The following is a 22,207-nucleotide window of genomic DNA, read 5'->3' on the forward strand; positions in this document are numbered from 1 at the left end:
CTAAGTCTGTCTGTTGCCCGCTGTTCCGTTGCTGTATGCGTTTGCATAACTGTTTGGACGAAGCCATGCTGACAATCGAGGACATCCGGGCAGTTCCACTGTTTTCGACACTCGCCGATAACGAGCTGGAGCATCTCGCGAACACGTCTGCGGATCTGCGTCTGTGCGCAGGAGAGTTCGCAGTTCATGAAGGTGGCGAGCGCGCACTGTACGCGGTTCTGACCGGCAAGATGGAAGTGATTAAAACGTTCGACGGTATCGAACGCACGCTGGGCTGGCGTCTGCCCGGAACCATCTTTGGCGAAGTGCCGCTCGCGCTGAGTTCGCCGTTTCCAGGCGCCTATCGGGCTTCGGAGCCGTCGCGCGTCATGCGTGTAGACGCTCAGCATTACTATGTACTTGCGGCAGCGTCACCGGAAATTGCATTGAAGATGGGCGCCCTTGCGCGCGAGCGGATCGGCGGCTTGCAGGGCCTCTCCGCCGAGCCGCCCAAGCCCCGTGTGACGATGGTCGGCAATCGCTGGGATACCGCTTGTACAGCGTTGCGCCAGTTCTTGGCCCGCAACCAGATCACCTGCGACTGGATGACGCCCGATGCGGCTGAGCTAGCGGTGCGCTGGCCGGGAGCTTGTCCGTCAGAGGAAGATTGTCCGGCGTTGCGTCTGGTCGACGGGACGGTGCTTTGCCGTCCTGCGACACGCGAACTCGCCGAGTTGCTGGGTCTGCAAACGCGGCCCCGCCTTGCCGAATACGACACGATGATTATTGGTGGAGGGCCGGCCGGTCTTGCTGCGGCAGTGTATGGGGCGTCGGAAGGATTACGCACTGTGGTGGTGGAGCGCGAAGCGCCAGGCGGGCAAGCCGGGACTTCTTCGCGCATTGAGAATTACCTGGGCTTTCCCAACGGTGTGTCGGGCGACGAACTGGCGAGCCGTGCACTACAGCAGGCGAGGCGGCTGGGGGCCGAGATTGTGGTGACAAGATCGGTCACTCGAGTCGATGCCGACGGGCGTAACGTTCACCTCGACGGAGGCGACGTCATCCGTACGCGAACGATCATTCTAGCAACTGGCGTCACGTGGCGCCGCCTCGCGATCGATGGCTTCGACCGGTTTATCGGTAAAGGAATTTACTATGGTGCGTCACGCAGCGAAGCGAATGCGACTCACGGGCTCGACGTCTATCTGATCGGTGGTGGAAACTCGGCCGGTCAGGCCGCTTTGTACTTCGCCAATCATGCGCGTACGGTTACCCTGGTCTTGCGAGGCGATTCACTTGAGAAGAACATGTCACGCTATCTGGTCGAGCAACTGCACGGGAAGTCGAACGTAGCGGTAAAGCTAAGGTCGGAAGTGGTCGGCGCACAGGGTGATAGCCATCTCACTGCGATCGACATACGCGATGCGCTAAGTACAGAGGTGAGCCGGCACGACTGTGGTGGACTGTTCGTGTTCATCGGCGCCGATGCGGAGACCGGGTGGCTGCCGACGGAAATCGCGCGCGATCTGCGCGGATATGTTCTCACCGGAGACGATGTCGTTAAGGCGGGACACTGGTCTCATAGCAGGGATCCCTATCTTCTCGAATCGAGCGTTCCGGGGGTGTTTGCCTGTGGGGATGTCAGATTGAGCCCGGTCAAGCGCGTTGCTTCGGCGGTCGGCGAAGGCAGCATGGCGATCGCGTTCGCCCACAAATTTCTGCAGTACGACAACAGATAGCGTTGGGTGTGGCAGTGAAGTGCATGTGTGTGTGTTGTAGCAGGTTTCGATTGATTTTGAACGTCCTTTAACTGAGTGGACGAGACAGCCGGCAACTTCGGAAACCGACCCCTAAGCGTCCTTCACTATTCGAAGATGAACGTCCGATTACAGGGCAGCAAACTGAAAGGAGAACTGAATTATGAAGATGCTACTTACGGTCGAGATTCCACATGAACCCTTCAACTCTCTCGTCAAAGGCGGGAAAGCGGGCGAGATTATTGGACGTATTCTGGAAACGATCAAGCCGGAGGCGGTGTACTTTACCGAGCACGACGGAATGCGCGGCGGGATCTTCCTGGTCAACGTACAGGATTCATCCGACATTCCCGCTTTTGCCGAGCCATTTTTTCTCAACTTCCAGGCCAACTGCAAGTTCCGCGTTGTGATGAGCCCGGAGGATCTGCAAAAGGCGGGTCTGGACGAAATCGGCAAGAAGTGGGCTTGAGAAGCGGCAGGCGAAGCCGGTCGCATCGGTTCTGCGACGTCAGCCATGCGCTTCTCCTGCAGATCGAACAACTCCTTTACACCATTTCCGGAATATCTCCTGACAACAGCATCCCCTCGCGCTCGAGCCATGAACGGAACAGCACGATCAGTTCATCGCCAAACTTCTCATCCGGAACGTAAGTGCAATAGCTGCGCGAAGGCAGACGAGGACCGGTGAACGGTGCGATGAGCCGACCAGCGGCGAGATCGTCGGATACCAGCGCAGTCGGCCCCATGGCGATGCCGATTCCGTCGATGGCAGCCTGCAAGGTCAGATAGAAGTGGTCGAAGGTCAAAGTGGCAGCCGGCTTCAGGGCAGGAATCTGTGCGCTCGCCAGCCAGTCAGGCCAAAGCCGCGGAAGACTCGAGGTGTGCAGCAACGTGTGTTGTCGCAAGTCGTCTGGTAATCGAAGCGGCACTCGCTGCAAAAGCTCCGGACTGCAGACCGGAAGTCTCTCCTCGGACAGGAAAGGCCGCATCGAGTAGCCGTAGAACGTGTCCGGACCACCGCGGATGATGATGTCATAGTTTTCTTTGAGACTCTCCAACGGGTCGTTTGACGTCTCCACCTTGACCTCCACGTCGGGATGCTCAGCGCGGAATTTCGCCAGCCTCGGCACCAGCCAGCGCAACGTGAATGTCGCGGGCGCGTTTACGGACAGTGTCCGGGAGACCGTTTCGGACACACCATATCTCGCGGTTGCCTGCGAGAGCTGTTCGAACAACGGGCTGATTTCCTCCAGATAGACCTTCGCCGCCGGCGTCAGCTTCACGCGCCGGTTGTGCCGTTCAAACAACGACGCGCCAAGCCACTCCTCGAGCAGGCGCACGTGCTGGCTCACCGCACCGTGAGTCACGTGCAACTCTGCGGCGGCTTCCTTGAAGCTGCCGAGCCGGCCCGCAGCCTCGAAGGCCCGCAAGGCATTGAGCGGGGGCAATACCCGTTTCATATGCAAGAGTTTTTCTAACGCGATTCGTCAATTTATCTGGTTTGCTGGGCCGCTACAAGATAGATATCCTTCTTGTTGCACCGCCGTTGATATCTTCCGCTCCCCCTCCGGCCCGAAACCCACATGCTCAGTTATACCGGCGGTATCGTGCTCTTTGCTGCCATGCTCCATGCGAGCTGGAACGCGATGCTGCACGGCAACCGAGATCGGTTCCTGTCCATGACGTGGATGAGCGTCGCCATCGCGCTGCATGGTCGTCGCGGCCGGAGCGGTTTGTCTGGGGCTTTGACATGACCTCAAGCGCATCATTTGCTTCCCGTGCGTCATCACGCGAGCGGGCGGGTCGGTTGAATGCGGTCAGGTTCGCCTCTCAGAGAGAATTCGCTGCAACCGGCCGGAATGCATCATGCAAAGGATAGCTAAATGCTTAAACATATTGCGACCAGACTGCTTGATATAGCCTATGACGAACAGGGCGATGCCGATGGATGGCCGGTAGTCCTGCTACACGGTTTCCCTTATGACATCCACGCATACGAGGAAGTGGCGCCACGCCTGACATCCCAGGGCGCCCGCGTCATCGCCCCCTACCTTCGGGGATACGGGCCAACACGCTTCCTTTCGCCCACGACACTTCGCTCTGGCCAGCAGGCGGCGCTGGGCGCAGACCTGTTAGCGCTGCTCGATGCACTGCAGATTGACCAGGCCATCCTCGGTGGATACGACTGGGGCGGCCGCGCGGCATGCATCGTGGCAGCGCTCCACCCGTCGAGAGCGCGGGGGCTGGTTTCGGTCAACGGCTACAACATCCAGAATATAGCTGCCGCCTTGCAGCCAGCCGATCCAGAAAAGGAATACCGGATGTGGTACCAGTACTACCTGCACGGCGAGCGCGGCCGGGCTGGATTGACTGAAAACCGGCGCGCGTTCTGTCGTCTCTTATGGTCATTATGGTCGCCGACATGGCGCGTCGACGACGACATCTACGCGCGCTCGGCAGCGGCGTTCGACAATCCCGATTTCGTCGACGTGGTAGTCCATTCTTACCGACACCGTTTCGGACTGGTCGACGGCGATCCTCAGTTTGACGATATCGAGCGCCGCTTGTCTGCCATGCCGTCGATCACCGTGCCCACGATCACGCTCGAGGGGGACGCCGATGGCGTCTCGCCTCCCGGGGGAAGACAGGCAAACTCAAAGCGCTTCACTGGGCGCCATCAGAACCGCGTCGTGCCGAATGCAGGTCATAACCTTCCGCAGGAGGCACCGAAAGCATTCGCCGACGCGGTTCTCGACATCAACGCATGGGCCGCTTGACGCTTTGCGCATGAGGCGATTGACGCCGCAATGCAAGCGCCTCACGGCTTTATTACCCCATCACCCCATGAAGGTTCGCTAAATGGATACCGTCCCGCAGGCCCCGCTGATTCTGATAACGGGTGGAGGTCGTGGTGTAGGCGCGGCGACTGCGCGTCTTGCTGCCGCACAAGGCTACGATGTAGCGATAAGCTTCGTTTCCAACGAAGCTGCCGCCCTTGCGGTGGCGGCTGATGTAGAAGCTGTGGGGCGCCGGGCTTTGCCCGTGCGCGCGGATAGCGCGGATCCAGAGCAGGTTGCTCAGCTATTCGCCGCGATCGACCGGGAGTTCGGTCGGATCGATGTACTGGTGAACAACGCCGCGGTACTTGCGCGGCAGTCCCGGCTAGAGGATCTTGAATTCGAGCGGATGCAGCGTATCTTCGCGGTCAACTCGATTGGCCCTATCCTCTGCGCACAGCAAGCGGTGAAACGGATGTCCTGGCGTCACAACGGGCGGGGCGGCGCGGTGATCAACATCTCGTCGGCATCGGCCCGGCTCGGCAGTCCAAACGAATATGTCGACTACGCTGCGTCGAAGGGCGCCGTTGAGACATTCACTACAGGCTTTGCAAAAGAAGTCGCGCGGGATGGAATACGCGTCAATTGCATTCGCCCTGGGCACATCTACACCGACATGCATGCTAGCGGCGGAGAGCCGGGACGGGTGGATCGCGTCAAGGACTCGATCCCCATGGGAAGAGGCGGTCAGCCTGAAGAGGTGGCGCGGGCGATCCTATGGCTGGCAAGCGCCGAGGCTTCCTTCATCACCGGCACATTTCTCGATGTCACTGGCGGTAAGTGAGCAACAGGGTGCGGCAATGGAGGCGCTGCTCCGCGATTCGCTTGCGTTAGTTATCTCCACCTAAGCCACATCGGGACGATCGACATCACGAGAAGTAGTGCCAACGTTCGGTTAAGTAGTCGCCATTGCAAGTCGGTCCGTAACAGACGGGCGAACAGAAGACCGGCGAAGCACCAGACCGAAAGCGACACCATGGCGGCTATGCCGAACGAGACGCCAAGCAGCGCACCCAGTCGAAGCGGGTCGGGCGCGAGCGCTGCAAACGATGCTGCGGCCCCCAGCGTCATCGCCCAGCCCTTCGGGTTATGCCACAACATCCAGACACCGCTTGCGAACCCGCTTGGCTTCCGAAGTTGTGCGTCAAGATGCGGAGGTCCGCTCCGTCCGATGCGCGAAGCGAGCCAGACCAGATAAAGCGAGCCGATCGCTTTCATGCCGAGTTGCAGGCCCGGCAGGGCCAGCAAGATGCCGCCAAGCCCCGCGGCGGCAGCAGCGGCCATCGACGCAAGGGCGGCCGCGATCCCCACCATGTAGGGCAATGATCGCCGATAGCCGAAATGGGCGCCTGAGGCCGTTGCCAATGTCGTTGCTCCTCCCGGCGTGATCGTGGAGACGATGACGAAAAGAAACAGCGGCAGGTAATCGTGGAGCGGCACATGTCCTCCCGGTTATCAGACAAGAAACCCGCTTTTTACCTGCATGCCTTGCATTAAAACAGCGAAATTTTTTGATACCCTCCATTAGCGTTCATAATGCGTAAATGGCACGTAATCTCGACATCAGCCTGCTTCGCGCATTCGTCACGATCGCCGACCACGGCAGCATGACGGCTGCCGGTCACGCGCTACATCTGACACAAGGTGCGGTCAGCCAGCAGATCGCACGACTCGAAGCCCTGTCCGGCCCGTTGTTCTTCCGCGACCATCGCGACCTGCGACTGACGTCGGTGGGTGAGCGGTTGCTAGGACACGCGCGGCGGCTGTTGACCTTGCATGACGCGTTGTGGACGGAGATGACTGCGGGCACCATGGAAGGCGCGGTTCGCCTCGGTGCGCCGCAAGATCTTATTGGAACGCTCCTCGGTCCGATTCTGAAGGGTTATGCGCAAGCTTATCCGCAGGTGGAGCTCACGCTCGTGTGCGCGGCTTCGCCAGAACTGATGCGAACCCTCAAGCGGGGGGAAATCGATATCGCGCTGGTTGAGGAATTGCCGGGGTCTTCCCGTGGCGAATGCCTTGCGATAGATCGCCTGGTCTGGGTCGGTGCAAGAGGGGGCGTTGCGCATCGAAAGAGCCCTCTGCCCATCTCGATGGTGTCCGAGACGTGCGCGTTCCGGACAACGGTGCTCGATGAGCTACGCAAGCGCGAGCTGTCGTGGCGTACCGTGTTCGAAAACGGAAGCATCGATGCAACGACCGCCACGGTGCGCTCCGATCTCGCCGTTACGGCGTGGCTGGCATCCACCGTGCCCACCGAACTCGATATCTTGCCGCCCGAAAGTGGTCTCCCCGAACTCCCGGGTTTCGCAATCAACCTTCACTTGTCGCCGGGCCAGAATTCGCCTGCGGTAGCCGAACTTGCCCGGCACATGAGAGACGGATTGACCCGATTTCGGCAGCCCATGTGACTTACCGAAGCGGCTTTCGGTACGGGGATATCGTCGGCAGGGACGGCAGTCATGCGAATTTCGGCAATACGTCGTCAACCCGATAGAACCCAGTCCTTCATTGACGCTGTTGCAGATACTGCCGCACGTCGTCTATCGACACGCGGCCCGAATGCGTCGCATCGATCTGGTCGAAATGGTTCGCGATAAAGCCGAGGCCGTTGCTTTGGGCTTGCGCCTTGGTAATCGTCGCGCCGTTGCTCAGAACCGTATTTGCACCAAGCCGTTCTTCCAGCCGTTGTTGGGCCTGTTGTTGCAGTTGCGTTCCGGTCGAAGGAATGACGGGCGCCGGCCGGCTCGTGGGGAAAAACGGGCCATCCACACCGTGACCGCCCTTCGGAAGCGTAACGGGCGCCACGGCCTGGGTAGTCGCTGCCTGAGCGTTGCCGACCACAGCACCGAGCACGATTAGCGGCAGAATGCGCCGCAGCATATCGATTGGGGACATGATCACTCGCAATAGAAGAGTAAGCAGGAGGTCCCCGGTCCGGCGGGGACCCGTTCCTTTAAGAGTACTGCGTTTCAACGCTCATGGCGTCGCCTGTGCAACGGCCGTCGGCGTGCCGGCCGGGCTTTCGTCCGCCCACGGTGGGGGCAGCGTCCACAGCGAGAGCGCGAACGGAATCGGCAGGCCCTGGTAGTACTCGACGAGATCGGCCTTCATCTGCGGCCGCGCTACGTCGTCCAGATAGATCATGTGTCCGCCCTGGAAGAAGTTGACCTGCAGGTTCGGGTTCAGACCCGACACGGTCTGCAGGCGCGCGAGCTGTTTCTCCGTGCTGAAGAACGGCGTGGCGAGATCATGGAAGCCGTTTTCTGCCAGCACCTTCAGTTGCGGATTGAGCGTGAGCGCGCCAAGCAGATCAGGCAGCGTGTCGGGCAGCGGCTGACCGTCGTGCGAGAAGTTCCATACCTGGATGATGTTGTCGTTCAGCGGGATGTACGTCGCGTTCGGCGCCGTATAGCCGAGGTATTGCGGCAACTGCGTTGCCAGCGCGGTCGTGAACGGCTGCGAGATCAGAATGTCCGACGGGTCCCCGTCGTTCTGCAGCCGCGGGTCCGAATCGGGCAACGAAACGCGTCCGTCATACCGGCCGATCGTGATGCCCGGCAGCAGCGACGTGTTGAACGGATTCGCATTGAAGTAGCCCTGCAGCGCCTGCAAGGTCAGGCTCGACGGAAATTGCCACCGTGCCAGTGTTCCCGTGGACGGGAACACTGGCGTGCCGAGCGCATCGGGAATGCCGAGCTGGCTCAGCACCCACGACTGCGAGTACCGGTTGAAACGGCGGTACTCGGCCGTCACGAAGAGCTCCATTTGCAGCGCGTACAGCCCCTGGTTGATCGGCGCGGGCGACACCTGATTGAAATACGCCGCCACCTCCGCGTAACCGGGGAAATAGCCCGATAGCGTATCGGTTTCGAGCGCGAGGCCGGCCGTCGACTGGGTGATGGCGGTGGCCTCTATCGCGTCGGCGAAGTAGTTCAGGATCGACGACTGCAGCGCGATGCCCGTGAGATGCACGCCGGCCGATTCGAGCGCAAGCGCAAGCATGTCGGTACGCGGCGTGCCGTACGATTCGCCGTACAGATAGATCGGCGAGCTGCTGCGATTGTTGACCGCCAAATAGCGCTTGATGAAGTCGCGCATGATGTCGACGTCCGCATCGCAGCCCCAGAACGTCTGGTTCGTGTTCGGCAGGATCGCTTCGGAAAGTCCGGTGCCGGGCGGGTCGATGTACACCAGGTCGGTGGTGTCGATGAGGCTCTGCGCGTTATCGACGAGCGGATAGTTCGGCCAGTTGGTGAGAAGCGGATCGGGCGTAGCGACGCGCGTAGGCGCGAACGAGCCGAGGCGCAGCCATATCGACGACGAACCTGGGCCGCCGTTATAGATGAACGTGACGGGCCGCGGCGAGCCGTCCGTGCTCGGCGCCGTGTACGCCACGTACGACATCGTGGCTTCAGGGTTGGCGTTCGCATCCTGTGCCGTCAGGTGTCCCGTAGTCGTGGTGTAGTTGACGGGCGTCTTTCCCAACGTCCATGTGTAATGCATCACCGCGGCTTTTTCGGCGACCTGCGACGCTGCCAATCCATCCGTGGCGTTCGGCGAATAGGCAATGGGGTCGACGTAAGGCTGGTTGGCCGGTTGCCGCTGCGCGGCAGACTGCGCGTTGGCGCTGACCTGGCTCATCGCACTCGTTTGCAATACTGAGGAACTGCCGTCACCTCCGCCACATCCCGCGAGCATCAGCATGCCGACGATCAATGCGCCTGGGCCGGCTAGCCGGCCGAGACGGCGGGCGCGGCTACCGCTAGAACTACGGTCTGGTTTCATTTCTGTCCCTGTGATTGGTGAGATACCGTTACACAAAGGTCACCTTCGCCGGCGAGGCGCATGGGAAAACAGACAGCACGTGCAGAACTCGTCGGCACATAGCGGATGGATTTTTATTTTCTTTTTTCTAACAGCCTGAATACCGTTTGCTCATTCAAAATTAATAAACAGTGCTAACCGATAAAGGATAGCGACTGTACCTTGTACAGTTTCTATACGTTAGTTGTGCGTGAAAGATTTGGTAATGAATGGCGGCAGAGGAAAGGTAGGATGTATATAGGCCTTTGTCAAGCTGTCCTCTGAGTGAGACGTGCGTTAAGACCCCGTTTCAAATGGAGCTCAAAAGACGGGGTATTCGACGGCTAGGCGCGGCAAGCAGGACGCGCGCCGTCTGCGCGCACTGTGCAAGCCAGTCACCGTGACGCTGCGCTGTCGGCCACAAACTACGGAACCACGGCTCGAGCGGCATCAGTTCGAGCCGGGGCGCCTCAGGCATCGTGCGCCAGCTCTCCCAGTCTGCCTTCTATGCCCAGTTGCTCCTTCAGCCACACCCAGCCTTGCGGCGTCACCTGCACCGCGCGCGTAGCCTTGACCCGCCGCAACCAGCCGTTCGTGCACAGCAGGTTCATCCAGTGCACACCGAGCGGCCCTGCCAGATGATGCTGCCGCTCCGACCAGTCGAGACATTGGCGCGCGAGGCCGCGCCGGGTGGGTTGCAGGTCGGGCACGTTCAAAGCCATGCGGCCGAACCATTCGATTCCAGTTGGCGTGACCTCGAACTGCTTGTCCGCTGCCGCCACGATCACGCCGCGGCGCTCCAGCGCCTGCGTCATCGCCACGCCGAGTTGCCCGGCCAGATGGTCGTAGCAGCACCTCGCGAAGCGCAGTTTCTGCGCGTTCGCGCTAAGCGGCTTCACGCGTGGCCGGCTCAACGGCGTGACGGAGGCGAGGTTTTCAAGCAGCAGCGCCACATGTGATCCGCCTAGCCGGTAATAGCGGTGCCGCCCCTGCGCCTCGACTTCGACGAGGCCCCCGGCCAGCAGCTTCGCCAGATGCGTGCTGGCGGTCTGTGCGGTGACGCCGGCTGCGTAGGCAAGCTCGCCGGCCGGCAGCGCGCGCCCCTCGACCAGCGCCATAAGCATGCTGGCGCGGGCCGGATCGGCGATCAGGAAGGCGGTGGACGCGATATTCGGGTGAGGGCACATGATCGATCCCATGCAAGCTGGTTGCTGCGATGTTGCCATCATAGGCGCTCGCGCGGGCCGCATGCTTCGATGCGCGTCGAAACGTTCTGGCGCGCCCGCTCGGGTATCCGCCAGAGACCGCAGCGGTTCGCAGATCGCCGCCGGTTCCTGCGAGCGCGCAAGATTCGCAGCCTGGCTAGAATGCGATGTAGCGCGCATAGCATGAGCGGGCCCGCCGCACGGATCGATGGACAGTTTTGAACGATGAAGGGACGTATGAAAGACACCAGAGAAGCAGTGGAATTGTCACGGGCGACCCAGCTATTGAATCACGGCCCGGTCACCGTCATTACCAGCGCCCATGCGGGGCGCACGAACGTCATGGCGGCGTCGTGGGCGATGCCGCTCGATTTCGATCCGCCCAAGGTCGTGGTGGTGGTCGACAGCCGCACGCTGACGCGGCAACTGATCGAAGCGAGCGGCGTGTTCGGCCTGCAACTGCCAAGCCGTGGGTTCGCCAGAGAAACGCTCGCGGTCGGCACGACGCCGGGCGCAGAACTCGACAAGTTCGCCGCGTTCGGTCTGGAGACGTTTCCGGGCCAGCGCATCGACGTGCCGATGCTGGCCGGCTGCATCACGTGGCTCGAATGCAAGGTGATTCCCGATGACAGCCAGCGCCACGATCTGATCATCGGCGAAGTGGTGGCGGCCTATGCCGATAGCCGGGTCTATTCGAAGAACCGCTGGCATTTCGGCGACGATCCGGACCTGCGCACCTGTCACTACGTAGCCGGCGGGACATTCTTCGCCACCGGTGACGCTTTCGAAGTGGCGCCGGCAGAGCCGGGGGCGCCGCAGATTCCCGCAGGTGTCGATTGACGTATCGCTATCAGATCGTTTATTGTCGATTCATGCATCTCTATTCATTCTCCTTCGCGGCTGTCACCACCACGACGACCACCCTCATGGGCGGGGCGTCTGGAGGTTGCGCGCGCTAGAGAAGCAAGCTGCAGCAAACCCCCAAGGGCCCCGCCGGAGACGGACGGGGCCCTTGGCGTTTATGGCCCTCCGTCGACGGTTCGAAGCAAACGGAGCGTACTATGAACGACATCGATCACCGCGTATTGGGTAACAAGCTGGACCTCTTCCACCAGCAGGAGGAAGGCCCCGGCATGGTCTTCTGGCATCCACGAGGCTGGGATCTGTACCGCGTGCTGGAGGACTATATTCGCCGGCGAATGCGGCGCGAGGGCTTCCGCGAGATCCGCACGCCGCAACTGCTCGACCGCTCGCTATGGGAACGCAGCGGGCATTGGGAGAAGTTCGGCGCCAACATGTTTTCGTTCTCCGAAAGACCGTGCGAGAACCATGCAGACGATGCCTCTTCGGAAGGGCGCGCGCTCTGCCTTAAGCCGATGAGCTGCCCTTGCCACGTTCAGGTGTTCAATCAGCGCGTGCGTTCGTATCGAGAATTGCCGGTGCGCTATAGCGAATTCGGTGCCTGTCATCGCGATGAGCCGTCCGGCTCGCTGGAGGGACTCAAGCGCACGCGCGCGTTCGTCCAGGACGATGCCCACGTGTTCTGCATGGAAGCGCAGATAGAAAGCGAAGTCGGACGCTTTTGCGATCTGCTGCGCAATGTCTACGCCGACCTCGGATTTCCTGCTTTCTCGGTAGCTTTAGCGACGCGCCCCGCGCTGCGCGCCGGCAGCGATGACGTGTGGGATCGCGCCGAAGCGGCGTTGGCCAAAGCCGCGCTTGCGGCCGGACTGAAGTTCGAGGTGCGCGAAGGCGAGGGCGCGTTCTACGGCCCTAAGCTGGAATTCCATCTGATCGATAGCCGCGAGCGGAGTTGGCAATGCGGTACGGTTCAGCTCGACTTCGTCTTGCCGGAGCGGCTCGATGCGCAGTACGTCAACGAGCGCAACGAGCGCGAACGGCCCGTGATGATTCACCATGCCGTGCTGGGCAGCATGGAGCGCTTCATTGCGTTGCTGCTCGAGCATCATGAGGGCTGGTTGCCCATGTGGCTCGCGCCGGACCAGGTCACGGTGGCGACGATCAACGACGCCAGCGCGGCTTATGCGGCGCAAGTCGTGAAAGCGCTTGAAGAGGTTGGCGTGAGGGTTGTCCTCGATGATCGCCCTGAGCTGCTGGAGAAAAAAATCTTCGATGCGCGTGAAAAGCAGGTGCCGATTTTCGTCGCTGTTGGGCCGCGCGATGAGCGAGACCAGACGATCAGTATTCGCCAACGGGATGGGCAGCAGGTGGTGCTTGCGCTTGCCGAAGGTGTTGAGCGCTTGCGAAGTGCGGGGCTTGGCCGCATTGCTTAAGCGCTATGCATAACGCATCGGGCTTCGGCCCGATAAGCGTTTACGCGACCTCCCCTCGGGCCCGGCGGGCAGTTAGAATCCTGACCGCTTAGACAGCTTTGGCACGGTTCATGCATTTGTCAGCGCGCCGCTGCATCGTCGCGCTAAAAGTTGACTACATGGTCAGCATTGGGGCGTCGATGCACATAAACCATGCGGTCCGTGCTGTCTGGCGGTGCCCCGGCCGGGGTTCAATGAAATTTGCATAACCGCACGGCTGCTCCAGAAGATCAACAATGATGAGGACTCGCTCAAATTATGGCGATTAGGTCTGCGAATAAAACAGTTGTTAAGAAACGGTTGGACTTTGTAAGAGGTTGCGGTGCGCTGATAAGCGGAATCGGAATTGTCGCCTTGGCCAATCTGCTGATCGCCCCTCCGGCATGGGCTGATGACGCCACCGACTCCACGGTCGCGGGGATCGGCGCCGGCGTACCGGCTCCAGTGCCTCCACCGGCCGAATCGTCACCTTATCTGTCGAGCTGGTTTCATCAGAGCCTCGGTCTGATCGGCTCGAAGGATATCCGCTTCGGTCCATACAAAACCAACGACATGTACCTCGAGTACGAATACTTCGGCAGGAAAGGTCCGTTTGATCTGTACGGCTATGTGGATGCACCGAAAGTCTTTGGAGTCGGCAGCACGCACGACACCGGCATGTGGGATCGAGGCTCGCCGCTTTTCAGCGAGCAGGAACCGCGCGTTTCGATCGACGACCTGGTCGGCAAGCACCTTGGCTTTGGGCCGTTCAAGCAGTGGTATGTCGCGTTCGACTGGATCTATGATCAGGGCTACAACGTGGCAGGTCGCCAGAATACGCTGTATAGCGGCTTCGGCACGGACATCGACACGCATACGCCGCTCATTCTGTCCGCCAATCTCTACGTGCGCCGGCAATGGGAGAACTACGGCGCGGCGAATGAGAACTCATGGGACGGCTATCGTGCCCAGATGAAATACATCTATCCGCTCGGCACGTTTCATGGTGGCAACCTGACCTATATCGGCTTCTTCAACTACGACTTCGGCTCGAAGCTGCGCGAAGAGACCGGCAACGATAGCCGCACCGATACGGCTTTCGTGGCGACAAACGTGCTGCTTTATTCCTTCACTCACTGGCGCTTCTGGACCGCGGCCCGCTACTTCCATAACGGTGGGCAGTGGGGCGGCGGCGACCTCGACTTTGGCAACGGTCCTTTCCCGAACCGCTCGACCGGCTGGGGTTATTACGCCAGCGTCGGCTATCAGTTCTGAGTCTTTGACCGCGTGATCGACCGCGACCGTCTGGATGCGGTTTGACAATCGATGCGTAGTGCGGATCACCACCATGTGACCGTGCTGCGCTCGCACCGCGCGCCAAACCTGGACCTGGCTCAGGTACTTAGCTCAGCAGGTCATACTTGCCGCCACGCTCCAGCGCACGCTGATATGCCGGTCGTGCGTGGATGCGCTCGAGAAAGCCGCGGATAGCCGCAAGCTCCGCATGGGCTCCACTGCGTGCGGTGGCGGCTTCGAGCGGGAAACTCATCTGCACGTCTGCGGCGCTGAATTCGTTGCCGACGAACCAGCCGGTGGGTGTCAGCGCGTCGTTGATATAGTCAAGGTGCAGCTTGATCTGCGGATCGACGAAGCTCGATTGGAGCGTCGAGGCGATCTTGCGGGCAATCGGCTTGGCGAAGAAAGGCATCGGTGCGCTGCCGATCCGCAAGGCTACCAGCTTGAGCAGCAACGGCGGCATTACCGAGCCTTCCGCGTAGTGCAGCCAGTACGTATAACGCAGACGCTCGGGCGTTCCGGCAGCCGGCGCGAGGCGGCCTTGGCCGTAGCGCTCCACCAGATATTCGATGATGGCGCCCGATTCGGCGATAGTCAGGCCGTCGTCCGTGATGACCGGCGATTTGCCGAGCGGATGGACGGCGCGCAATTCCGGCGGCGCCAGCATGGTTTGGGCGTCGCGCTGGTAGCGCTTGATCTCATAGGGCACGCCGAGTTCTTCAAGCAACCACAGGACGCGCTGCGAGCGTGAGTTGTTCAGATGATGGACGGTCGGCATGGAGAGATCCGGGCCGGGAGGGTGCCACATCATAGCCGCGTTGGCAGAGCGCGGGTTAGAGTCTCCAGCCCAGTCGCATCTATAGTTCCTCGCGGCGGTTGTCCCACGGCACGCCGTCATTCCGGTAAGCCTCACGCACGAGTTCGCGATTGTCGTGTTGCCAGGGATGAAAGCCGGGCGCGAACCAGGCGAACCAGTGCGGCACGATGCGCCTGAGCGGTCCGGGCGAGCCGAACTGGTAGCCCAGCAATCTTCCCCAGCCGCGCCAGTCGGTGAGGCGCCGGTCGTGTTTGACGAGACTAAAGGTCAAGCTCCATGAAAGCGCCGTAAAGATGGCGGTGACCCACAGCATCGCCGCGCAGCGCAACGCATAGCGCGCAACCGGGTTGGGGAGGGTCAGTGTGAAGACATCGAAGGCGACGCCTTTGTGTTCGGTTTCCTCCACTGCATGCCAGAGCCAGATGCGACCCATGCGCGGGTCCGCGCCCTTCAGGGTGGCCGGATGCCGAAGCATCTGGTCGGCCAGCATCGCGGTGAAGTGTTCAAGACAGATCGTGATGGCGAGCCGCACGCGTCCCGGCAGATAGCGGCGCGCAATCTCCTGCTGGCGGGCGACCTTTCGCTCGAGCGCGTCGATTGGCGCGCCCTGTGCCGCGAGTCGGGCGTTATAGCGTTGATGTTCGCGCCGATGAATCGCCTCCTGGCCGATGAAGCCGATCACTTCTCTCGCCAGTGGCGTGTCCGGCGCGATCCGGTCGCGAAACAGGCGGACGCTCTCGATGAAGGCGCGCTCGCCTTCCGGGAACATGATCGACAAGGCGTCGTAGTGGCGCGTGATATGGCATTCGCCGTCCAGCCAGCAGACGGGAATAGCGTCGCTCATATGGAAATCGAGGTCGCGGCGACGAATCTCAGGTCTGGACATACGGAGGCGCTTTTTTCTCGAGACGCAGCGTGACGGCTGCGGTCACGACGCTATGGACGACCAGGACTGCGAGCAGGCTCAAACCCAGCGGATCGCGCAGTCCGAAGCACAGCGGCATGACGCTCGACGACAGCGCCGCGATTGCGAGCCAGCTCACGACGCCCCAGCGGCGTCCATCCGACATGCCGCCCAGAGCAAGCGTGGCGGCGAAGATCAGGGCGAAGAACACCGGTTGCCCGAGTCCGGGCCACGTCCCGTTACGATGCACGTAGTAGGTGACGATGCCGAACAGAAGCAGGCCGCCGGCGGCGATGGCCGCGTCGGACACGGGAACGCGCGGCCCGCCGCTCAGACGCGGCAGGCGCAGTCCCGCATAGCGCAGCACCGGCACCGTGTTCGCCCAGAACGGATTGGTCGATTGGGTGGGCGTGGCGATGCCGTACTCGATCGGCACACCCGGCAGCTCGCGCTGCAAGGTGCCGAACAGCTTGTCCCAGATGAGGAAGGTGCCGCCGAAATTGCGGTCGCGATACTCGCGATTGTGTCCGTGATGCACGCGGTGATTGGCGGGCGTCACCAGGAACCGGTCCAGCCATCCGGAACGGCCGACAATCCCGTTGTGGTTATAGAACTGCACCGTGTAGTGCAGCGTCGAGACGGCGATGAAGACTTCGAGCGGCACGCCCACCAGTGCGAGCGGAATCGAGGTGAATGGCAGGGTGGTTAGCGACGAATACCAGGAGTTGCGGATACCCAGCGACAGATTGAAGTGCTCGCCCTCATGATGGACGACGTGAACGGCCCATAGGACGGCGAACGAGTGATGCAGCCGATGCATCCAGTAGAAGCCGAGGTCCCACGCGAGGATCGCAAAGAGCCATACGGCGGCGGGATGCCAGCGATCGAGCCAGTGCAGGCTGAAGTGCGCGAGGATCCACGCAAACACGGCGACTTCGACGCCCCGGAAGAACCACATCAGGATATGCCCTGAATTCAGGTTCAGGATCACGTCGCGCCATGGAATCGCTACACTGTGTCTTGCCCGCGAGTACCCCAGCTCAAGCAGGACGCACGCTAGCGTGATGAGCAGCGGAAGGGCCATTGCATTCATGATTCGCTTTCCAGTGTGTTCTCGAACGCGGCGGCGGATTCGGCATGGGTAGAGGCCGAAGTTGCGCGCCGCCGGCTCAGATACGCGACGAGCCAGCCGCTCGCGCAACCGAGGAGAACCCCAGCGCCGAGATCGATCGCAAGGTGGCGGCGCGTTTGAATCACCGACCAGCCGATACCCAACCCCCACAACACGGTAAGCATGCTAAGCACGGGCCGGCGACGGCTACAAAGTGCGGCGACGCACAGCAAGGTCAGTGCGCCATGCAGAGAGGGGAAGCAATTCTGGGTGGAGTCCGAAGCAATCAGACCGCCAAGCATCGCCGCGCTCGCCGCGCCGGTTGGGATCGGCGGATAGATGAGCGTGGTTGGCCACAGCACGAAAACGATCGCGGATAGCAGCGCGCAAAGTTGCATCGAGCGGGCGAGGCCGCGCACGCGCTCCGCCTCGGTCACCAGAAAGGCGAGCGGCACGAGCACGAAGAACGACAGGTATAGCCAGATTCCTGCGGGGTCGAACGGAATCAGGCGATCGAGCGCGGTCTCGGGAAGCACGGCCGGGGCGCCGGAAACCAGGCGGCCGGTCGTGTACGCCAAGCCGACCGAACCCCATCCGAGCACCATGAACCGCAGGCGGGCAAGCAGGTTCATCAGCGTGTCTCGTAGCGTCGGGTGATGCGCCGGCGTTTGGCGCTGTAATCGGGCGCAGGCAAGGAAGCGTGCAGTTCCCATTGCAGATGCGCTGCAGCGACGCCGATACGCTGCAGGTAGGCGCTCAGGTCGGCCTGATACTGCTCGAGCGGCATGCCCGGTGCGTCGACGTAGAGCGAGAGCGACGCGGGTCCGGTTTGCACCAGCCGGTAGTCGGCCGAACGCGGCAGGGTCTGCGCCAGGGCGCGTGACAGACCGTCCGCGAATACTTCCACTTGTGCGCCGTCTTGACCGGGCAGACGCAGCAGATCGTCGCAGCGTCCTTCGATGCGCTCCAGCGCCATTTCATGGCTGTTGCACGGGCAGGGCGCCGAGCGCCGCACCAGAATGTCGTCTAACCGGTAACGCACGATCGGCTGCGTGACGCGCGTGAAATCCGTAATCACCGGAACAAAACGCGCCTCGTCGAGCCATTGCGGTTCGACGTGGATATGCGCTTCGTTCAGATGCAGCGTGCCATGAGCGCAGGTGGCGGCCAGAAAACCTTCGGTTGCCTGATAGACCTCGCCGACCGTGCCGAGCGAGGCGCCGATCAGCGCCTTGTCGGGCGGATCAAGCACCTCGGCGCCGGAGATGGCTTTGCCGGGGGCGATGCTCAGGTATCCTGCCGTTTTTGCAAGCGCGAGACTTCGTAACACCTGAGCGGGTCCGACCACGATGGTCGGGTCATACCGGTTCAGCCGCTCGAAATGCGCCTCGAACGGCTCGAACAGATCAAAGAATTCAAACGAGAGCCAAGGGTTGCGCACCGAGGCATACAGATTATTGTTCGCGCGCAGGAACAGGGCGACCCGTTCGCCATGAAAGAGTCTGCGGGGCAGCAGCTTGGCGAGCAATACGCCGGCCCACTTTGCCTGTTCTTGCGGACTCACGACGAACACGCCGCGCGAGCCCGAGGTGCCCGTCGACAACCCGACGCTGTAGCCGTTCACGGTGGCCTTGAAGTCACGCGACTGTTCCGCATGCATCGCGCAGGCGAGCACGTCGTCGAGCTTGAGCCCGGCGGTGTTGATGCGGTCGAAATGCTCCATCATCACCGCTTTGTTCATCAGCGGCCATGCTTGCAGCGGGTGCGACAGATACTGGGCGAACCACGGGCTGCGCGCCAGGTGCCGCTCGATGAAATGACTGAGGCGGCGTTGCTGATACTGCTCGAGCGCCGCGCGGCTCGCGAAGCGCAGGCGCCGTGTTTGCCAGTACGACCAGAGCGTCTGCGGCATGCGCATTACAACGCTCCTTCATGCGTGAGGCAGATCTTCACCCGGCCGCCGGTATGCAACGCGTTTAGGTCGCGCAAGGTTTGATGGTACTCAGCGGGACTGTCCATGATGGCATGGGCTATCACCGACGGTCCGACCAGTTGCTGATAGCTTTTCGGCGACCAGGCCGCGTCCGACGCGAGCAGCACCCAGCCCTCAGTCGTGTTGACGAAGGCGCCGAGATGGCCGGCCGCGTGCCCGGGCAATTCGATCAGGATGACTTCCGAGCTGGCATTAGGCACGCCGAAGCCCTGGCGGAACGGGGCGAGCTCAGCCGGCAGAGAAACCCGTTCGAAGCTCTCGACAAACACGGTGGACGACTCGAAGCCGGGTGGAATCAGACCCGGCACGAAGCCCTTGCGCAATGCACCGATGCCGCGCAGTACGCGGGTGGTGCTCCAGCCGGCGCCCGACAGATAGGTCGGCACGCCTTGCAGATCGCGCAAACCGGCAATGTGGTCGCCGTGGAAGTGCGACAGAATCACTGCGGTCAGGTCGCGCGATTGCATACCGTGCGCCTTCAACTGATTGACCACCGCCTCTTTCGACTCGAAGTAAACCGGGGTGACGCGCCGATACAGCGAGAACAGGCCGCTTTTCGTGTGGTCGTAGAAGTGCTGCGCGTAGCCCGTGTCCCACAGCCACCGCCCGCGCGCCGTTTCGATCAGGTACGCGCGTGAGGGAAACCGGCAGGTGGCAAGGCCCGCGCCCTTTAGCGCCATGCATGCCATGTGCGTGCAATAGCCGGCTTCAAAGACCGTAATCGTCGCCATGTGCCTTGATCCAGTTGACTGTCTGTTCGATGCCTTGATCGAGCGTCCAGAGCGGCTGATAGCCGAGTACCTCTTGCGCTGCCCGCGTGCTGAGCGTCATGTCGTAGTTCAACGCGCCGACGCTATAGCGCGTCAAGAGCGGTTCACGTCCGCTGACCGTTGCCCAGCCCTGCATCGCCCGAGCGGCTGCGTCGAGGACCGGATAAGGCACGTTCTTGATCCGGTAGGCAATGCCGAGCTGCGTGAGCAAAGCGTCGAGCACGTCACGCAGTGAAGTCGGCTGGTTGTTGGTAATGTTGAAGACGTCGCCCGAGCGGACCTGTGCGGAGGTGCTGGCCAGATGCATGGCGTGCACCACGTTGCCCACATAGGTCAGATCGATCTTCGCGGCACCGCCGCGCGGCAGCGGTAATTGGCCGCGGCGCTCGCGCAACAGACGCAGAATGCGCGGCAGCAGCACACGGTCGTGCGGACCGAAAATGCCGCGCGGCCGCAGCATGACGAAGGTAGTCTGAGAGTGCGCGGCGGCGGCTTCGCGAATCACGTCCTCGGCTTGCGCCTTGGTCTTTGCATAGTGGTTGACGTAGCGCGCGGGGTGAAAGCTTTCGTCGATATCGAGCCGGTGCGTGAAGTCGAAATAGAGCGAGGGCGTCGAGATATGCACGAAGCGGCGCACGCCGTTGGCGAGCGCGGCCTGAACGAGGTGCGAGGTGGCTTGCACATTGGCCGCGTGAAAATCGCGCCATGCGCCCCATGGCGACGAGAGCGCGGCGCAATGCCATACCGTATCGACGCCGCGCAGCAGCGGTTGAAGGGCGGCGGTGTCGGCGCCGGCGAGATCGAGCGGGACGAATTCCATACCGAGTGCGCGCAGCGCCTCGCCTTGCGCACGATTGCGTCCGGTGGCGCGTACGCTGAGACCCTGCTGTGCCAGAAATGCGGCCGCGTTGCGGCCCAGCCCGCTGGTAGCGCCCGTGACGAGGATCGTCATGTCGAACTCACTTAAGGATTCCCGGGCGGCTGCCCCATCTGTCTGAGGAAGCGCTGCTGGCTCGAAAGCAGTTCAGCGTAGCCGATGGCCCGATAAGGCAGCCCGTGTTGCCGCGCGAGTCTTTCGACGATCCGCGCAATCGCAGCATAGTGCCGGTGGCCGTAGCCGGGGAACAGATGATGGGTCAGGTGATGATTGAGGCCGCCGAGCCAGGCGCCGACAAAGGCGGGCCGGGTCATCCAGTCGCAGCAGGTCAGGAACACGTGTTCGTCGCGCGTGTGCGGCAGGCGGTCGGTGTCGGGCAGCAGGTAGAACTGCGTTTCGGCCCAATGCGTGCCGAGAATCAGCATCAGGAGGATGCACGACGCAAGGGTTTGGCCTGCCATATAAGCGGCGAACACCGTACCGTAGCCGACGTCATGGCCCCGGAGCGCGAGCGGCAGCAGCAGGAATACGCCGAAGTGAATCAGCTTCGAGCCGACGAAGAGGATCCAGCCACGCAAGCCGGGCAGCAGGCGGTCTTGCGCGAGCGGCGTTTTGCCGAGGCGATCCGACCAGTCGTAGATCCAGTTGATATACGGCAGCGAGAGCGCGGCAATGGCCGGCCAATACAGATGTTGAAAGCGAAAATGCGGGTGCCAGGTTTGAAACGGGGTTTGCCGGAGAAACAGATTGGCCTCGGTATCGAGGTCGTGATGCTCGATGTTCGGATAAGCGTGGTGGTAGAACACATGGCGCGCTTGCCAATAGGCGGGCTCGATGCCGAGCGGCAGCGTGACCGCCCGCATGACCAGCGTGTTCAGCCATTTGAAGCGGGACAGGGCGCCATGCGATGCGTCATGCATCGAGTTGACCGACAGCATCACGGCGGCCAGAAACATGCCGATGTAATCGGCAAGGAACGCGGCGGCGCTGTGGGCGCGCAGGCACGCTGCGAACAGCGCAAAGGCGATTGCCAGCAGGCAACCCGCCTTCAGCCAGGTCAGCGCATTGCCGAAACGATGGTCCGGCTTGCTCGCGAGGTAGGCGGCGACTTCGCGGCGGAGTTCGGTCGAAAACGGCGAGGTGCTGGACGGAAGGTAGTGCGGGCGCATTCGGTCAGACTGGGTTTGGCAATCGGCTGCAAATCATGGTCTACGTGTCCGTGATAAACCTACAAGCGGCTGTTTTATACACAGCAGGCATGGCGCCGGATTTTGGGCGGTAGCTTTTGGCGTGTCAACGCGTAGCTGCAGTTATTGCCGCACCGGATGCCTGGGATGCCTAGTCGATTTCACGGCGGCAATCACCGCAATTCGTCACAATCAATAGCGACAATGGTTCTACCATACGTGCCGCACTTCGACAAATAAGACGTTTTGGAATTTGCGTCAAAAATTGTCAGGCGGACACAGAAGCCGATTAACTGTTTGCAGTGGGTTCACAGAGAGTGCAAAAGCGTCTATCTTTCGTGCTCACGCACGCATTC

21 protein-coding genes and 1 pseudogene are annotated in these 22,207 nt (G+C 61.5%); 9 read left to right on the top strand and 13 right to left on the bottom strand.

Annotated elements, in window-relative coordinates; all coding sequences use genetic code 11:
* Positions 1 to 53 precede the first annotated feature (53 nt).
* Together AC1ECK_RS15750 and AC1ECK_RS15755 are read left to right on the top strand one after the other, a co-directional pair.
* Complete coding sequence (locus AC1ECK_RS15750) at positions 54 to 1,718, top strand: FAD-dependent oxidoreductase (protein ID WP_480320668.1); 1,665 nt, start codon at positions 54 to 56, stop codon at positions 1,716 to 1,718.
* Between the two features lie 181 nt (positions 1,719 to 1,899).
* Complete coding sequence (locus AC1ECK_RS15755) at positions 1,900 to 2,205, top strand: panthothenate synthetase (protein ID WP_480320670.1); 306 nt, start codon at positions 1,900 to 1,902, stop codon at positions 2,203 to 2,205.
* Positions 2,206 to 2,281: 76 nt separating this feature from the next.
* Here AC1ECK_RS15755 and gcvA read toward each other — a convergent pair whose 3' ends face one another.
* Positions 2,282 to 3,196, bottom strand: a complete 915-nt coding sequence (gene gcvA, locus AC1ECK_RS15760; RefSeq protein ID WP_480320672.1) for a transcriptional regulator GcvA — start codon at positions 3,194 to 3,196, stop codon at positions 2,282 to 2,284.
* Positions 3,197 to 3,319: 123 nt separating this feature from the next.
* On the opposite strand from gcvA, the pseudogene AC1ECK_RS15765 reads away from it, so the two are divergent.
* From AC1ECK_RS15765 to AC1ECK_RS15775, 3 genes and pseudogenes are all read left to right on the top strand, one after another.
* Positions 3,320 to 3,442, top strand: a pseudogene (locus tag AC1ECK_RS15765) (EamA family transporter); the annotation flags it as partial.
* Positions 3,443 to 3,619: 177 nt separating this feature from the next.
* A complete protein-coding gene (locus AC1ECK_RS15770) occupies positions 3,620 to 4,513 on the top strand; it encodes an alpha/beta fold hydrolase (RefSeq protein WP_480320674.1) in 894 nt (297 codons plus the stop codon).
* A gap of 82 nt (positions 4,514 to 4,595) precedes the next feature.
* A complete protein-coding gene (locus tag AC1ECK_RS15775) occupies positions 4,596 to 5,357 on the top strand; it encodes an SDR family oxidoreductase (RefSeq protein ID WP_480320676.1) in 762 nt (253 codons plus the stop codon).
* Positions 5,358 to 5,407: 50 nt separating this feature from the next.
* On the opposite strand, the gene AC1ECK_RS15780 is transcribed toward AC1ECK_RS15775, so the two are convergent.
* Positions 5,408 to 6,013: a LysE family translocator gene (locus tag AC1ECK_RS15780; protein WP_480320678.1), complete on the bottom strand. Its 606-nt coding sequence runs from the start codon at positions 6,011 to 6,013 to the stop codon at positions 5,408 to 5,410.
* A 104-nt stretch (positions 6,014 to 6,117) separates the two neighbouring features.
* Between AC1ECK_RS15780 and AC1ECK_RS15785 the strand changes: the two genes are divergently transcribed.
* Positions 6,118 to 6,984, top strand: a complete 867-nt coding sequence (locus AC1ECK_RS15785) for a LysR substrate-binding domain-containing protein (RefSeq protein WP_480320680.1) — start codon at positions 6,118 to 6,120, stop codon at positions 6,982 to 6,984.
* Positions 6,985 to 7,081: 97 nt separating this feature from the next.
* On the opposite strand, the gene AC1ECK_RS15790 is transcribed toward AC1ECK_RS15785, so the two are convergent.
* The 3 genes from AC1ECK_RS15790 to AC1ECK_RS15800 form a co-directional block, all read right to left on the bottom strand.
* The gene (locus AC1ECK_RS15790; protein ID WP_480320682.1) at positions 7,082 to 7,471 is read right to left on the bottom strand and encodes a 2-oxoglutarate dehydrogenase; all 390 of its coding nucleotides are present in this window, start codon (positions 7,469 to 7,471) and stop codon (positions 7,082 to 7,084) included.
* Between the two features lie 81 nt (positions 7,472 to 7,552).
* Positions 7,553 to 9,361 (bottom strand): S10 family serine carboxypeptidase-like protein, encoded by a 1,809-nt coding sequence (locus tag AC1ECK_RS15795; RefSeq protein ID WP_480320684.1) that lies wholly within the window; start codon positions 9,359 to 9,361, stop codon positions 7,553 to 7,555.
* Positions 9,362 to 9,849: 488 nt separating this feature from the next.
* Positions 9,850 to 10,566: an ArsR/SmtB family transcription factor gene (locus tag AC1ECK_RS15800; RefSeq protein WP_480320686.1), complete on the bottom strand. Its 717-nt coding sequence runs from the start codon at positions 10,564 to 10,566 to the stop codon at positions 9,850 to 9,852.
* A 255-nt stretch (positions 10,567 to 10,821) separates the two neighbouring features.
* Here AC1ECK_RS15800 and AC1ECK_RS15805 point away from each other — a divergent pair, with 255 nt between their 5' ends.
* The 3 genes from AC1ECK_RS15805 (at position 10,822) to AC1ECK_RS15815 (ending at position 14,171) form a co-directional block, all read left to right on the top strand.
* Positions 10,822 to 11,424 (top strand): flavin reductase family protein, encoded by a 603-nt coding sequence (locus tag AC1ECK_RS15805; RefSeq protein ID WP_480320687.1) that lies wholly within the window; start codon positions 10,822 to 10,824, stop codon positions 11,422 to 11,424.
* A gap of 221 nt (positions 11,425 to 11,645) precedes the next feature.
* Entirely contained in the window at positions 11,646 to 12,878 is a 1,233-nt protein-coding gene (thrS, locus tag AC1ECK_RS15810; RefSeq protein ID WP_480320689.1) for a threonine--tRNA ligase, read from the top strand.
* 393 nt (positions 12,879 to 13,271) lie between these two features.
* Positions 13,272 to 14,171 carry a nucleoside-specific channel-forming protein Tsx gene (locus AC1ECK_RS15815; protein WP_480320691.1) on the top strand — a complete coding sequence of 300 codons (900 nt, stop codon included), beginning with the start codon at positions 13,272 to 13,274 and terminating at the stop codon, positions 14,169 to 14,171.
* 127 nt (positions 14,172 to 14,298) lie between these two features.
* Here the strand turns inward: AC1ECK_RS15815 and AC1ECK_RS15820 are convergent, their stop codons facing one another.
* The 8 genes from AC1ECK_RS15820 to AC1ECK_RS15855 form a co-directional block, all read right to left on the bottom strand.
* Positions 14,299 to 14,970, bottom strand: a complete 672-nt coding sequence (locus AC1ECK_RS15820) for a glutathione S-transferase (protein ID WP_480320693.1) — start codon at positions 14,968 to 14,970, stop codon at positions 14,299 to 14,301.
* A 79-nt stretch (positions 14,971 to 15,049) separates the two neighbouring features.
* Complete coding sequence (locus AC1ECK_RS15825; protein ID WP_480320695.1) at positions 15,050 to 15,895, bottom strand: metal-dependent hydrolase; 846 nt, start codon at positions 15,893 to 15,895, stop codon at positions 15,050 to 15,052.
* The gene (locus AC1ECK_RS15830) at positions 15,882 to 17,006 is read right to left on the bottom strand and encodes a sterol desaturase family protein (RefSeq protein WP_480320697.1); all 1,125 of its coding nucleotides are present in this window, start codon (positions 17,004 to 17,006) and stop codon (positions 15,882 to 15,884) included. Before AC1ECK_RS15830 ends, AC1ECK_RS15825 begins: the two co-directional genes overlap by 14 nt.
* Entirely contained in the window at positions 17,003 to 17,656 is a 654-nt protein-coding gene (locus tag AC1ECK_RS15835) for a phosphatase PAP2 family protein (protein WP_480320699.1), read from the bottom strand. The genes AC1ECK_RS15830 and AC1ECK_RS15835 overlap by 4 nt, the downstream gene beginning before the upstream one ends.
* Positions 17,656 to 18,942, bottom strand: a complete 1,287-nt coding sequence (locus AC1ECK_RS15840) for a F390 synthetase-related protein (RefSeq protein WP_480320701.1) — start codon at positions 18,940 to 18,942, stop codon at positions 17,656 to 17,658. Before AC1ECK_RS15840 ends, AC1ECK_RS15835 begins: the two co-directional genes overlap by 1 nt.
* Positions 18,942 to 19,748: an MBL fold metallo-hydrolase gene (locus tag AC1ECK_RS15845; protein ID WP_480320703.1), complete on the bottom strand. Its 807-nt coding sequence runs from the start codon at positions 19,746 to 19,748 to the stop codon at positions 18,942 to 18,944. Before AC1ECK_RS15845 ends, AC1ECK_RS15840 begins: the two co-directional genes overlap by 1 nt.
* Entirely contained in the window at positions 19,726 to 20,739 is a 1,014-nt protein-coding gene (locus AC1ECK_RS15850) for an NAD-dependent epimerase/dehydratase family protein (protein WP_480320705.1), read from the bottom strand. Before AC1ECK_RS15850 ends, AC1ECK_RS15845 begins: the two co-directional genes overlap by 23 nt.
* A gap of 11 nt (positions 20,740 to 20,750) precedes the next feature.
* Positions 20,751 to 21,833: a fatty acid desaturase family protein gene (locus AC1ECK_RS15855; protein WP_480320707.1), complete on the bottom strand. Its 1,083-nt coding sequence runs from the start codon at positions 21,831 to 21,833 to the stop codon at positions 20,751 to 20,753.
* Positions 21,834 to 22,207: the final 374 nt, after the last annotated feature.

Source organism: Paraburkholderia sp. SSBN10T (assembly GCF_056619545.1).